This window comes from Agromyces sp. GXS1127 (assembly GCF_050565425.1).
Taxonomy (GTDB): Bacteria; Actinomycetota; Actinomycetes; order Actinomycetales; family Microbacteriaceae; genus Agromyces.
In genome coordinates this window covers 65,794-78,620 of the sequence record NZ_JBOCIG010000002.1, presented here as the reverse complement: position 1 = coordinate 78,620, position 12,827 = coordinate 65,794, and the positions used below count along the sequence as shown (strand labels likewise).

General features: G+C 71.4%; 13 protein-coding genes. 11 read left to right on the top strand and 2 right to left on the bottom strand.

Annotation, left to right across the window (positions count from 1 at the left end; translation table 11 throughout):
- Positions 1-269: 269 nt before the first annotated feature.
- The 9 genes from rpsB to ACQ393_RS03305 all read left to right on the top strand — a co-directional run bounded on the left by rpsB (position 270) and on the right by ACQ393_RS03305 (position 7,085).
- Complete coding sequence (rpsB, locus tag ACQ393_RS03345; protein ID WP_430645413.1) at positions 270-1,187, top strand: 30S ribosomal protein S2; 918 nt, start codon at positions 270-272, stop codon at positions 1,185-1,187.
- Between the two features lie 47 nt (positions 1,188-1,234).
- Entirely contained in the window at positions 1,235-2,065 is an 831-nt protein-coding gene (gene tsf / locus ACQ393_RS03340; RefSeq protein WP_430645412.1) for a translation elongation factor Ts, read from the top strand.
- 160 nt (positions 2,066-2,225) lie between these two features.
- Positions 2,226-2,957 (top strand): UMP kinase, encoded by a 732-nt coding sequence (gene pyrH / locus ACQ393_RS03335; RefSeq protein WP_430645411.1) that lies wholly within the window; start codon positions 2,226-2,228, stop codon positions 2,955-2,957.
- A gap of 30 nt (positions 2,958-2,987) precedes the next feature.
- Positions 2,988-3,542 carry a ribosome recycling factor gene (gene frr / locus ACQ393_RS03330; RefSeq protein ID WP_430645410.1) on the top strand — a complete coding sequence of 185 codons (555 nt, stop codon included), beginning with the start codon at positions 2,988-2,990 and terminating at the stop codon, positions 3,540-3,542.
- 9 nt (positions 3,543-3,551) lie between these two features.
- Positions 3,552-4,535, top strand: coding sequence for a phosphatidate cytidylyltransferase (locus ACQ393_RS03325; RefSeq protein WP_430645409.1), 984 nt, complete (start codon positions 3,552-3,554; stop codon positions 4,533-4,535).
- 41 nt (positions 4,536-4,576) lie between these two features.
- The gene (locus ACQ393_RS03320) at positions 4,577-5,131 is read left to right on the top strand and encodes a DivIVA domain-containing protein (RefSeq protein WP_430645408.1); all 555 of its coding nucleotides are present in this window, start codon (positions 4,577-4,579) and stop codon (positions 5,129-5,131) included.
- A 50-nt stretch (positions 5,132-5,181) separates the two neighbouring features.
- The gene (locus tag ACQ393_RS03315; RefSeq protein ID WP_430645407.1) at positions 5,182-5,952 is read left to right on the top strand and encodes a lytic transglycosylase domain-containing protein; all 771 of its coding nucleotides are present in this window, start codon (positions 5,182-5,184) and stop codon (positions 5,950-5,952) included.
- A gap of 45 nt (positions 5,953-5,997) precedes the next feature.
- Positions 5,998-6,306 carry a hypothetical protein gene (locus ACQ393_RS03310; protein WP_430645406.1) on the top strand — a complete coding sequence of 103 codons (309 nt, stop codon included), beginning with the start codon at positions 5,998-6,000 and terminating at the stop codon, positions 6,304-6,306.
- Between the two features lie 11 nt (positions 6,307-6,317).
- Complete coding sequence (locus ACQ393_RS03305) at positions 6,318-7,085, top strand: alpha/beta hydrolase (RefSeq protein ID WP_430645801.1); 768 nt, start codon at positions 6,318-6,320, stop codon at positions 7,083-7,085.
- A gap of 7 nt (positions 7,086-7,092) precedes the next feature.
- Here the strand turns inward: ACQ393_RS03305 and ACQ393_RS03300 are convergent, their stop codons facing one another.
- Positions 7,093-8,157 carry an AI-2E family transporter gene (locus tag ACQ393_RS03300; protein WP_430645405.1) on the bottom strand — a complete coding sequence of 355 codons (1,065 nt, stop codon included), beginning with the start codon at positions 8,155-8,157 and terminating at the stop codon, positions 7,093-7,095.
- A 23-nt stretch (positions 8,158-8,180) separates the two neighbouring features.
- Positions 8,181-9,788, bottom strand: coding sequence for a DivIVA domain-containing protein (locus ACQ393_RS03295; protein ID WP_430645404.1), 1,608 nt, complete (start codon positions 9,786-9,788; stop codon positions 8,181-8,183).
- 194 nt (positions 9,789-9,982) lie between these two features.
- Between ACQ393_RS03295 and ACQ393_RS03290 the strand changes: the two genes are divergently transcribed.
- Positions 9,983-11,872, top strand: a complete 1,890-nt coding sequence (locus tag ACQ393_RS03290; RefSeq protein WP_430645403.1) for a hypothetical protein — start codon at positions 9,983-9,985, stop codon at positions 11,870-11,872.
- Positions 11,869-12,825 (top strand): co-chaperone YbbN, encoded by a 957-nt coding sequence (locus ACQ393_RS03285; RefSeq protein WP_430645402.1) that lies wholly within the window; start codon positions 11,869-11,871, stop codon positions 12,823-12,825. Before ACQ393_RS03290 ends, ACQ393_RS03285 begins: the two co-directional genes overlap by 4 nt.
- Positions 12,826-12,827: the final 2 nt, after the last annotated feature.

Here is a 12,827-nt window from a genome sequence, read left to right as displayed (position 1 = left end):
CCCGGACCACGACGGCGGCACGCCGCCGGGCGCCGGAGACGTGCGGTCCGGCGTGCGCACGACGGCTGGGGAGGAGGGCCGCGCGGCACCGCCGTGATAGCATGTCCGGAGCGCCCCGCCTGTCGGGGCGACTACGCGTGCCCATTCGGCCACCGACTCCACTCAGTCCAGCTCGCGCTCATCGAAGCGCGAGCCGGCGGAGCCGTGCCGGGCACCAGGGCTTCCGGCCGCCGGTCGGAGCGTCAACTGAGAACAGAAGGAGAACGGCCATGGCCGTCGTCACCATTCGCCAGCTGCTCGACAGCGGCGTGCACTTCGGGCACCAGACCCGCCGTTGGAACCCGAAGATGAAGCGCTTCATCTTCACCGAGCGTTCCGGCATCTACATCATCGACCTCCAGCAGTCGCTCGCCTACATCGACAAGGCCTACGACTTCGTCAAGGAGACGGTCGCCCACGGCGGCACCATCCTCTTCGTCGGCACCAAGAAGCAGGCGCAGGAGTCGATCGCCGAGCAGGCCACGCGCGTGGGCCAGCCGTACGTCAACCAGCGTTGGCTCGGCGGCCTCCTCACCAACTTCTCGACCGTCTCCAAGCGCCTCGCGCGCATGAAGGAGCTCGAGGAGCTCGACTTCGAGGGCACGACCTCGGGCTTCACCAAGAAGGAGCTCCTCCTCAAGAAGCGCGAGCTCGACAAGCTGCACAAGTCGCTCGGCGGCATCCGCAACCTCTCGAAGACGCCGTCGGCGCTCTGGGTCGTGGACACCAAGAAGGAGCACCTCGCGATCGACGAGGCCAAGAAGCTCGGCATCCCCGTCATCGGCATCCTCGACACCAACTGCGACCCCGACGAGGTCCAGTACCCGATCCCGGGCAACGACGACGCGATCCGCTCGGTGAGCCTGCTCACCCGCATCGTCGCCGACGCCGCGGCCGAGGGCCTCATCCAGCGCCACCAGAAGCCCGAGGAGGGCCAGGAGGCGGAGCCGCTCGCCGAGTGGGAGCAGGAGCTCCTGAAGGCCGGCTCGGAGACCACGCCGGAGCAGTCCTCCGCCGAGACCGAGAAGGTCGCCGAGAGCGAGACCGAGGCGAAGGCCGAGGCCGCCGAGGTCGTCGACGAGGCGGCCACCGAGGTCGCCGCGACCGAGTCCGAGGCCGACGCCGCGGCCGCGGCCGCCGCCGAGTAATCGTCACCCCTCACCCCAACTCCGAAACGACAGGGAGTCCATTCCACATGGCCAACGTCAGCATCGCCGACATCAAGGCGCTCCGCGAGCAGCTCGGAACCGGCATGACCGACACCAAGAACGCGCTCGTCGAGGCCGACGGCGACATCGAGAAGGCGACCGAGATCCTCCGCCTGAAGGGTGCCAAGGGCAACGCCAAGCGCGCCGACCGCTCGACCTCCGAGGGCCTCGTCGCCGCAGTCGAGAACGGCGACGGCACCGCGACGCTCATCGAGCTCGCCTGCGAGACCGACTTCGTCGCCAAGGGCGAGAAGTTCGTCGGCCTCGCCGACCGCGTGCTTGCGGCCGTCGCCGCGTCGCGCGCCGAGACCGTCGAGGCCGCCCTGGCCGCGCCGGCCGAGAGCGGGACCGTCGCCGAGCTCATCGACGGCGAGGCCGCGATCCTCGGCGAGAAGGTCGAGCTCCGCCGCGTCCGCCTCGTGAAGGGCGAGCACTTCTCGATCTACCTCCACAAGACCTCGAAGGACCTGCCCCCCCAGGTCGGCGTGGTCCTGGGCTACGCGGGCGACGACGCCGAGACCGCGCGTTCGATCGCGCAGCACATCTCGTTCGCCGCGCCGGAGTACCTCACCCGTGAGGACGTCCCGGCCGAGGCGGTCGAGAAGGAGCGTGCGCTCGTCGAGCAGATCACCCGCGAGGAGGGCAAGCCCGAGGCCGCCCTCCCGAAGATCGTCGAGGGTCGCCTCGGCGCGTTCTTCAAGCAGGTCGCGCTGCTCGAGCAGGACTACGCCAAGGACAACAAGCTGTCCGTCGGCAAGGTCGTCCAGGACGCCGGCCTGACCGTGAGCGACTTCGCTCGATTCAAGGTCGGCGCGTAACACGTGCCAGGGGAGTCCGGACCGCTTCGCGCGGTCCGGACTCCTTTGCTGTGTCCGGATGTGCGGCGACGCGTCCCGGGCGCGGCACGGACCCGCCTGCACTGCGGCGCGGGCCGGGAACCACTAGTTTTGACTCCCAGAGGGGAAGGATCGGTCGGGGATGACGGAACACACGCGCAGGGTGATGCTGAAGCTGTCGGGCGAGGCGTTCGGCGGCGGCGCACTCGGGGTCAATCCCGACGTGGTCAGTTCGCTGGCCCGTGAGATCGCCGACGCGGCCCGCACGGTCGAGGTCGCGATCGTGGTCGGCGGCGGCAACTTCTTCCGCGGCGCCGAGCTCAGCCAGCGCGGCATGGACCGCGGCCGTGCCGACTACATGGGCATGCTCGGCACCGTCATGAACTCGCTCGCACTCCAGGACTTCCTCGAGCAGGCGGGTGCCGAGACCCGCGTGCAGTCCGCGATCTCGATGACGCAGGTCGCCGAGCCCTACATCCCCCGCCGTGCCGAGCGGCACCTCGAGAAGGGCCGCGTGGTCATCTTCGGCGCCGGCGCCGGTCTGCCGTACTTCTCGACCGACACCGTGGCCGCGCAGCGCGCGCTCGAGATCGGCGCCGACGTCGTCCTGGTCGCGAAGAACGGCGTCGACGGCGTCTACTCCGACGACCCGCGCACCAACCCGGATGCGCACAAGATCGATCGGATCAGCTACCAGGAGGCGCTGCAGCGCGGCCTGAAGGTCGTCGACTCGACCGCCTTCAGCCTCTGCATGGACAACGGCATGCCCATGCAGGTCTTCGGCATGCAGCCCGCGGGCAACGTGACCAAGGCCATCCTGGGCGAGCAGCTCGGCACCGTCGTCAGCAACGGCGAGCCGACCGCCGATCGATAGACTGTCCCGAGCCCGAGAGAAGGAGTCCCCGTGATCGCGGATGTACTGTCCGAAGCAAGTGCACGCATGCAGAAGGCCGTGGAGGTCGCCAAGGACGACTTCGCCTCGGTCCGCACCGGCCGTGCCAACCCGCAGCTCTTCCAGAAGATCATGGTGAGCTACTACGGCACGCCGACCCCGCTCGCGCAGCTCGCCTCGCTCGCCAACCCCGAGGCGCGCACGCTCGTCGTGACGCCCTACGACAAGGGCGCCATGAAGGACATCGAGCAGGCGATCCGCGACACGCCGAACCTCGGCGCGAACCCGTCGAACGACGGCAACATCATCCGGGTCACGCTGCCCGAGCTCACCGAGGAGCGCCGCAAGGAGTTCGTGAAGATCGTGCGCGCGAAGGCGGAGGATGCGCGGGTGTCCGTGCGCAACATCCGTCGCAAGGCGAAGGACGACCTCGACGCCCTCAAGGGCGAGGTCGGCGACGACGAGGTGACTCGCGGCGAGAAGGAGCTCGAGCACGTCACCAAGTCCCACGTCGACCAGATCGACGAGGCGCTGAAGCGCAAGGAAGCCGAACTCCTCGAGGTCTGAGGCGACACGATGACGGGCGTCCCCGAGGGCGAACGGTCGGACGCCGACGACCAGCGGCATTCGACGCGCGATGAGCTCCGCGCGCAGATGCATGCGCGGCGGGTGGATCTCGAACGGCAGTTCGAGGCGTCCCGCGCGCAGTTCGACGAGGCGCAGGAGCGCATCAACGCCAGGACGGGGCGCAACCTCCTCCTCGCGATCCTGATCGGCCTGGCGTTCGGCGGCACGCTGCTGCTCAGCCTGCTGGTGTTCAAGGAACTCTTCATGGTGTTCGCGGTCGTCGTGGCCGGATTCTCCAGTTCCGAGCTGGCGACGGCGCTGAAGCACGGCGGCTACCGGGTCCCGCGCATCCCGACCGTCGTGGCGGCCGTCGTGGCGGTCCCGGTCGCGTACTACGGCGGGCCGTCCGGCCAGCTCGTCGCCGTCCTCGGCGGCATGCTGCTCGTCGCCGTCTGGCGACTCGCGGAGCAGGCATCGGCGACCGTGCGCGCCGAGACCTCCGGCCTCGCGCGCGACCTGGCGGCCGGGGTCTTCGTGCAGGGCTACGTGACCTTCCTCGCCACGTTCGCCGTCGTGCTCACCGCCGCCGACGGCGGCCAGTGGTGGACCCTCGCGTTCATCATCACGGCCGTCGCCGCGGACACCGGGGCCTACGCCTCGGGGCTCGCCTTCGGCCGGCATCCGATGGCGCCGGTGATCAGTCCCAAGAAGACCTGGGAGGGATTCGCCGGCGGCGCGCTCGCGAGCCTCGTGGCCGGCGTGCTGCTCGCGCTGTTCATGCTGGGTCAACCCTGGTGGTTCGGGATGGTCTTCGGTGTCGCGATCTTCCTCTCCGCGACCCTCGGCGACCTCGCCGAGTCGCTGATCAAGCGCGACCTCGGCATCAAGGACATGAGCTCCTGGCTCCCGGGACACGGCGGCTTCCTCGACCGGCTCGACTCCATCCTCCCGTCCGCGGCGGTCGCCTTCGCCGCCTTCCAGCTGTTCGGCTGAGCGTGCGCGGCGAAGCGCTGGGCGTGCGCGATACTGGTGCGGTGGATGCCACGTTCCCCCGTGCCCGCAGGAACCAGCTGGGCTACAAGACCGCCGAGGTCGAGGAGTTCCTCCAGCGCGCCCGCCGCGCGTACGACGGCCGCGCTGCAGCAGACGACGAGGGCCTGGATGCGGAGCGCATCCGACTGACGGCCTTCTCGATGCAGAAGGGCGGCTACTCCACGTCGCACGTCGATGCGGCGATGGAGCGACTCGAGGACGCCTTCGCGTTCCGCGAGCGCCAGATCGCGTCGCGGCTGCACGGCGACGAGGCCTGGCTCGCCGAGGCCCGGACGACGGCCCAGGTCGTCGCGAATCGCCTCGCGCGCCCGGAGGGTGCCCGATTCGACCGGGTGAGCCGCCTCGCGGTCGGCTACGACGTGCACGAGGTCGACGCGTTCGCCGACCGGCTGACCCGCTACTTCCGGGACGGCTGGCCCATCGCGATCGACGACGTGCGCTCGGTCGTGTTCTCCGCACAGCGGGGCGGGTATCGCGAGGCGCAGGTCGACCTCGTGCTCGACGCCGTGGTCGACGTCATGCTCGCGGTCCGTTGAGCGGCCGGGGGTTCGCCCGGGGGGAGTCCCTCGGATACACTCGACCAATCGTGGGCAGGCATTCGGATGGATACGACGAGATGCCGATGGATGCCGTCCGCGAGCGCTGGGCCCGCGACGACGCTGCGGCCGAGGCACGCTCGTTCCGGGCGGCGCAGCCGACCGCCCGGCCGATGCCGACCTCGACGGCGCCCCGATCGCCGCTCCCGTCCCCGCGCGCGGCCGAGCGACGGAGCGTCACGGGTCCGGTGAAGCAGGCGGCGACCGTGGTGTTCGCCTTCGCGGCATCCGTCAGCTTCTTGCTCGTCAACGTCGTCGACCCGTACTCGGGTGCCACGGCGACCTCGACGTACACGCCCGTCGACCGGTTCGGCGGCGAGGCCACCCAGGCGGTCGAGCTCGCCGACGGGTACTCGTCGCTCGCCGTCGCGTCCGAGGGGTACGTCGTCGAGGCGAAGCCCGACGAGCCCGAGCCCGCGGCCGCCGCCGGCTGGGCGCCGCCCGCGGTCGTCCCGGACCCGGGCAGTGCGCAGGCGTACGGAGCGCAGGCGGTCGCCGCGCGCGGTTGGCCCACGACCGAGTTCGACTGCCTCGTCGCCCTGTGGAACAAGGAGTCGGGGTGGCGCGTGAACGCCTACAACGCGTCGAGCGGGGCGTACGGCATCCCGCAGGCGCTCCCCGGGTCGAAGATGGCCACCGCGGGAGCCGACTGGGAGACGAACGCCGCCACGCAGATCGAGTGGGGCCTCGGCTACATCCAGGGACGCTACGGCACGCCCTGCGGCGCCTGGGCGCACTCGCAGAGCGTCGGCTGGTACTGAAGCCGCCGCCCGAGCCCGACTCCGCCCCGACCGTAGACTGGACCGATGGCCCGCTCGAACCGCTCCCGTGGTCGCGCCGCGAAGGCGCGCGAGCCGCACCCGGAGCTCGACGTCGCCCGCATGACGGCGGGGTGGCGCCGCACCGAGGTGCGCGCGGGGCGGGAATGGAACGTGCAGCCGGTGTCCGAGGCGCAGGCCGTGAAGGCCTACCTCTGTCCCGGCTGCGGACTCGAGATCGACCCGGGTGTCGCGCACCTCGTGGCCTGGCGGGCCGACGGCGTCCTGGGCGACGCCGCCGACCTGGCCTCGCGTCGGCACTGGCACACCCACTGCTGGAGGATCGGACCGACGTGACCGACGAGACCATGACCGACGAGACCGAGACCGAGACCGAGACGACCGAGATCCGCGCCGGCGTGCTGCTGCCCGCGCATCGCGAGGAGATCGAGCTGCGCACCGACGACGGGCTCCGCCTCGTGGGCGAGCTCGCGACGCCGCTCGACAGCGCGCCCGTGGCGACGCTCGTCACCCTGCATCCGCTGCCGACCGCGGGCGGCTTCATGGACTCGCACATCCTCCGGAAGGCGGCCGCACGGCTGCCGGCGCTCGCCGGACTCGCGGTGCTGCGCTTCAACACGCGCGGCACGAGCTCCGACCGCGGCACGAGCGAGGGCGAGTTCGGCCACGGCGTGACCGAGCGATCGGATGTCGCGGCGGCGATGCGCTTCGTCGCCGAACGCGGACTGCCGAACCCGTGGCTCGTCGGCTGGTCGTTCGGGACCGAGCTCGCGCTGAAGTACGGCCTGGAGCACGGCATCGCCGGTGCGATCCTGCTCTCGCCGCCGCTGCACCGCACGAGCGACGAGGAGCTCGCGCGGTGGCGGTCGGCGACGGTCCCGATGGTCGCACTCATCCCCGAGCACGACGACTACCTGAAGCCCGCCGAGGCGGCCCAGCGGTTCGCGGGGCTGCCGAACCTCACGCGCATCGACGTCGAGGGCGGCAAGCACCTGTGGGTGGGGGAGTCGCAGACGCGACGCGTGCTCGACGAGATCGTGCGCGCGGTGAACCCCGGCGCGCTGCCGCTCGCGAGCGAGTGGCCCGCGGCATCCGTCTCGGCCCCGGAGGCCTGAGCGGCCCTCAGCGCTCGTTCTGGCGCGGGATGACGACCTGCTTGATGAGGAGCAGGATCGCCGCCGCGATGGGGATCGCCACGAGTGCGCCGAGGATGCCGAGGAGCGCACCGCCGGCCAGTGCCGCGACGACCACCAGGGCGCCGGGCACCTTGACGGCCCGGCTCATGATGCGCGGCGAGAGCACGTACGCCTCGACCTGCATGTACACGAGGTAGTAGATCGCCGCGACGAGGGCCGTGAGCGGCGATCCGAGGCCCGGGATCAGACAGAGCAGGACGATGATCACCGAACCCGTCAGGGTGCCCACGAGCGGCACGAGGGAGAACAGGAAGGCGATGAAGGCGAGTACGGCGGGGAAGGGCGCCCGGATGATCGACAGGAACGTGAAGCTCAGGAACCCGTTGACGGCCGCGAGCGACACCTGTCCGATGACGTAGCGACCGACGGACTGCGTGATCTGCTCGGTCAGGTCGGCGAACCGGGCCCGCCGGGAGGCAGGGACGAGCTGGTAGGTCGCGCGCTTCATCGTGTCGAGCGACGCGGTGAAGTAGATCGTGAGGACCGCGACGACGATGACCGCGAAGACCCCGCCGCCGATCGCGATCGCGACCGCCCACACGCCGCCGAGCAACTCGCTCAGCCGATTGGGGTTGGTGAAGAAGTCGGTGAGCGCCGCCCCGGCCTGCTCGCTGATCTCCTCGATCCTGAGCAGCGGGAACTGCTCCTGCAGCCAGGCGATCCAGTCGACGCGGTTGATCTGGGCGATGATGCCCGGGATCTGCGCGACGAGCTCGGCCACCTGGTCGACGATGATCGGGATCACCGCGACGAGCAGGGCGGCGACGACCGCGGCGACCGCCGCGATGACGAGCAGGATGGCGCCCCAACGCGGAAGCCCCCGGCGCTCGAGCCCGCTCACGGCGGGCTCGAGGCCGAGGGCCAGGAACAGTGCTGCTCCGATGTAGGTGAGGATCGTCGACAGGCTCGACACGGCGGACAGGATCACGAGCCCCGTGCCGACGCCGAGCGTGCCGACGAGCGCGATGCGGAACGCGTTCTGGATCTTCAATCCCCGCGCTCCCTCGTCTCGCGTTACTTGTTCGCCACCTGCTCCGCCTGGGTCAGCACGCCGCGCAGGCTCTCGAAGTAGCCGGCGACGGCGTCTCGCTCGATCCTAATCTGGGCCAGGCGGTCCTCGGCGTCCGCCACGAGGGCGCGCGTGCGCTCCTCCGCGTCGGCGATGAGCTTGCGCGCCTGCGAGTGGGCCGCGGCGACGCGCTCGCGCGCCTCCTCGTCGGCCTTGTCCCGAGCGTCGGCGATCTCGGTGCGGGCCTGCGTCTCGAGCCGCTCGGCCTCGGCGCGGGCCTCGGTCGTGCGGGCGACGGCCTCGGCCAGCTCGGCGTTGGCGTCCTCGAGGAACTTCTTCGTCTGGTCCGCGGCCTCCTGCTGGGCGGCGAGGAGCTCCTGCTCGGCCTCGTCGCGCTTGGTCGCGAGCTCGGACTCGAGGTCCATGCGGGCACGCTCGATCTCGCGGCGCATCCGGTCGACCTCGTGCGTCGTCTTCTTCTTCATCGACGTCAGCTGGTTGTCGAGGTCGATGCGCGCCTGCTCGGCCTCGGCCTCGAAGTCGGCCCGGGCCTGCTCCTGCTCGAGTGCGAGGTCGGCGCGCATCTGCTCCAGCTCGGCGGCGTGCTTGGCGCGCATGCGGTCGAGCTCGTGCTGGAGCTTCAGGCGCGTGGTCTCGGACTCGCGCTCGAGGTCGACGGCCACCTGCTCGCGCTCCTGCGCGAGCTTGGCGCGCTCCGACTCGAGCTCGCGGTGAAGGTCGGTGCGGGCCTGCTCGAGCTCGTGCTCGAGGACGGCGCGGCGCTCCTCGATCTCGGCGTCGATCGCCGCGCGGGCCTCGGCCGTCTCGCGCTCGAGGTCGAGGCGGGCCTGCTCGGTCTGCTTGGCGAGGTCGATGCGGGCCTGCTCGGTCTCCTTCGCGAGCTCGGCGCGCTTCTGGTCGAGCTCGATGGCCACCTCGGCGCGGGTCTGCTCGGTCTCCTCCTGCAGGCCGGCCGCGGCCGCGCGGGCCTCGTTGGCCTCGGTGTTCGCGGCGACGAGCATCTCGGCCGCCTTGCGCTCGGCCTCTGCGACGACCGCGGCGGACTCGCGCTTGGCCGTGGCTCGCACCTCGGCGGCCTCGGTCGACGCCGTGCCGCGGATCGACGCGGCGTCGCGGTTCGCGTCGTCGCGGGCCTGCTCGCTCGACTCGTGTGCGCGGGCGACCATGTCGTCGGCCTCGGCGCGGGCGTTCTCGAGCAGGCGGTTCGCCTGGGCGCGGGCCTCGCTCAGGGTGCGCTCGGCCAGTTCGTGCGCGTCGGAGCGCATGAGGTGCGCCTCATCCTCGGCGGCGCGACGCAGCTTCTCCGCGTCGATGTCGGCCTGGGCGATGAGGCGGGTCGACTGCTCCTCGGCGACGCGGAGCGTGTTCTCGAGCTTCGTGCCGAGGCCGGAGAACGTGGGGCTGCCGACCTCCTCGAGCTCGGCGGTCAGTTCCTCGATCCGCGCGAGGAGCCGCTTGTTCTCCTTCTGCGCGTCGCCGGACGCGTTGTTCGCCGCGATGATCTCGCGACGGAGCTGGTTGATGCTGCGGTCGACCTCGTCCTTGTCGTATCCGCGGAACACCTGCGTGAACTCGGTCTCTTCGACGGCCAATTCTTCCTCCGGGGTCCGTGTCCCGCGTTGTGGGGGGTTGTGGGGGGCGCGCGGGTCGCCTCCGATCATACGGCCCGGCGCCTCGCGTCAGGAGGCGGATGTCATCCAGACATCGGTTAGGAGACTCCCAGACACCGTCGGTAGTGTGGGGTGTCTTTGTCGGATGCCGCCCCCACGGCCTGGAGGTTAACCGAGTGCGATTCGTCCTCGCCATTCTGGCGTTCGCCGCTGCCGCCGTCCTGGTCGGCATCGGCATCGCCCAACGGACCGTCTTCCTCGAGCCGGACCGGGTCTCGCTCGGGACGGTCGTCGAGAACCAGGCGAGCTACACCGTGCTCACCCCCGAGGCGCTGGCCGCCAACGAGGGCAAGCAGACGATCACGGTCTCCGGCGGCGGTCCCGTCTACCTCTCCTATGGGCGGACCGACGACGTGCTCAGCTGGATCGGCGAGGACCCCTACGTCTCGGTCGGCTACGACGCCGAGACGGTCGAGCTCACGAGCGAGGTCGTCGTGGCGGAGCCGGTCGACGACTCGACGCCCACGACCCCGGCGACCGAGGAGCCGGAGGGCGACGAGGAGTCCGAGGGCGCCGAGGCGGAGCCCGACCCCGCCGCGTCGCCCGCGGGGAGCGACCTGTGGCTCGACGAGTTCACGGGCGACCGCACGCTCACGACCACCGTCGACGTCCCCGAGGGCATCGCCGTGCTGATCGCCTCCGACGGCACCGCGCCCGCCCCCGGCCGGATCGTCGTCGCGTGGCCGCTCGACAATGCCACGCCGTGGGCGGGTCCGCTCATCGCCGGCGGCGCCGCCCTCTTCCTCGCGGGCATCATCCTCGTGATCTCCGGGGTCTTCGCCCACCGCCGTTCGCGCGGTCCGCGCCGCAACCTCCCGAAGGGGCCGAAGGGCAAGCTCATGCGCGCGCCCAAGCCGCGATCGCAGCGTGCCGCCCTCGGCTCGGGTTCGCCCGGCCGGTCCCGGGGCCGCGCCCGGCGCGTCGCACTGGTGCCCGCCCTGCTCGTGCCGGCGATCGCCCTGTCCGGGTGCTCGGCCGACTACTGGCCCGACCTCTCGTCGGCCCCCGAGACGACGGCACCCGCCACCCCCGTCGAGACGGCCGCCGGCGACGCCGAGGGCGAGGAGGCCGAGCCGGCCGAGTCCGAGACGCCCGCGGTGGTCCCCGCGGTCACCGTGCCGCAGATGGAGCGCATCATGCGCCGCATCGCGGTCTTCACCACCGAGGTCGACGCCGACGCCGACGCGAAGCGGCTCGCCGAGCGCTTCACGGGCCCGGCCTACGAGGCCCGCAAGGCCAACTACGCGATCCGGAAGTCCCTGCCCGACCACGCCGCACTGCCCGCCATCCCGGCGGCCCCGCTGACGCTGACCCTGCCGCAGCAGGTCACGGGCTGGCCGCGCACCGTGCTCACGATCGCGAAGAACGAGGACGACGAGACGGTCGCACCCACCGCGCTCGTGCTCCGCCAGGAGTCGCCGCGCGAGAACTACAAGGTGCTCTACGCGACCGCGCTCGTCCCCGACGCCGACGTGCCGGAGGTCGCCCCGGCCTCGATCGGCGCGCCGCCCATCAACCCCGAGTTCAAGGGCCTGATCATGCCGACCGGGCAGGTGGCGCCGGCGTACGCCGACGTGCTGCTCAAGGGCGACGAGTCCGAGTACGCCGAGTTCTTCGACCCGGAGGGCGACGTCATCCGCCAGCAGCTCGGCGTCGAGGGGCAGAAGGCGATCGCCGCCGACCTCCCGGATACCGCCGACGTGGCGTTCTCGAACGAGCCGGGCGACAGCCCGACCGTCGCGCTCGCCACGAACGACTCGGGCGCGCTCGTGACGGTCTCGATCACGCAGACCGAGAAGGTCACGCCGAACGACGGCGGCACGATCGGCTTCAAGGAGGGTCAGCCCGGCGCGGCGCTCTCCGGGTTCGACGAGAAGAGCGCCAAGGGCGTCCAGCGCGTCATCGGCATCCAGCTCATGTTCTACGTTCCCGCGGTCGGTTCCGACGAGCAGATCCGCCTGCTCGGATGGTCCGAATCCCTGATCGGCGCATCGGAGGTCAAGTGACGAACGCGTTCCCACCCCACGAGCCCGCGAGCCTTCGCGGTGCAGTCGACCTGTCCTCGCTCGTCCACCGCGACGAGCGCCGGGCGACGGATGCCGCGGCGCCGGCCGTCGGCGGGACCGGCGGCTACGTCGCGGCCGTCGACGACCAGACCTTCGGCCAGGTGCTCGAGCTCTCGCGCACGGTCCCGGTCGTGCTCGCGCTCTGGGCATCGTGGAGCGAGCAGTCGACCCAGCTCGTGGCATCGCTCGAGCGGCTCGTCGACGCGCGCGAGGGCCGCATCGTGCTCGCCCCGGCCGACGCCGATCGCAGTCCGCAGCTCGTCCAGGCGCTGCAGGCGCAGGCCATCCCCACGGTGGTCGCGCTCGTCGCCGGCCAGCCGGTTCCGCTCTTCCAAGGCGTGCAGCCCGACGACGTGATCGAGCAGGTGTTCGACCAGCTGCTCGAGGTGGCCGAACGCAACGGCGTGACCGGGCGCGTGCCCGGCGCCGAGGGTGCGGAGGACGGCGAGGGCGTTGCCGGCGAGCCCGTGGAGGAGCCGCTGCCGCCGCTGCACCAGGAGGCGTTCGACGCGATCAGCCGCGGCGACTACGACGCCGCGGCATCCGCGTACCGCACCGCGATCGCGCAGGACCCGCGGGACGACCTCGCGGTGGCCGGGCTCGCGCAGGCCAACCTGCTCGGGCGACTGCAGGGCAAGACGCTCGATGAGATCCGCAACCGTGCGGCGACCGCGCCCTCCGACCTCGACGCACAGCTCGACGTCGCCGATCTCGACCTCTCCGGCGGCCACGTCGACGACGCGTTCTCGCGACTGCTCGAGCTCTTCCCGGCGCTCGATGCCGCGGGGAAGAACCGGGTGCGCGAGCGCTTGCTCGAGCTGTTCCAGGTCGCCGGCGTCGAGGACCCGCGCGTCGCCGCGGCACGGCGGCGGCTGGCGATGCTGTTGTACTAGGT

Bases quoted from the DNA above. Each gene is read 5' to 3' on its own strand.
- ACQ393_RS03325 (WP_430645409.1), top strand. From the start codon at position 3,552: ATGACGGGCGTCCCCGAGGGCGAACGGTCGGACGCCGACGACCAGCGG.
- pyrH (WP_430645411.1), top strand. From the start codon at position 2,226: ATGACGGAACACACGCGCAGGGTGATGCTGAAGCTGTCGGGCGAGGCG.
- ACQ393_RS03310 (WP_430645406.1), top strand. From the start codon at position 5,998: ATGGCCCGCTCGAACCGCTCCCGTGGTCGCGCCGCGAAGGCGCGCGAG.
- tsf (WP_430645412.1), top strand. From the start codon at position 1,235: ATGGCCAACGTCAGCATCGCCGACATCAAGGCGCTCCGCGAGCAGCTC.
- ACQ393_RS03305 (WP_430645801.1), top strand. From the start codon at position 6,318: ATGACCGACGAGACCGAGACCGAGACCGAGACGACCGAGATCCGCGCC.
- rpsB (WP_430645413.1), top strand. From the start codon at position 270: ATGGCCGTCGTCACCATTCGCCAGCTGCTCGACAGCGGCGTGCACTTC.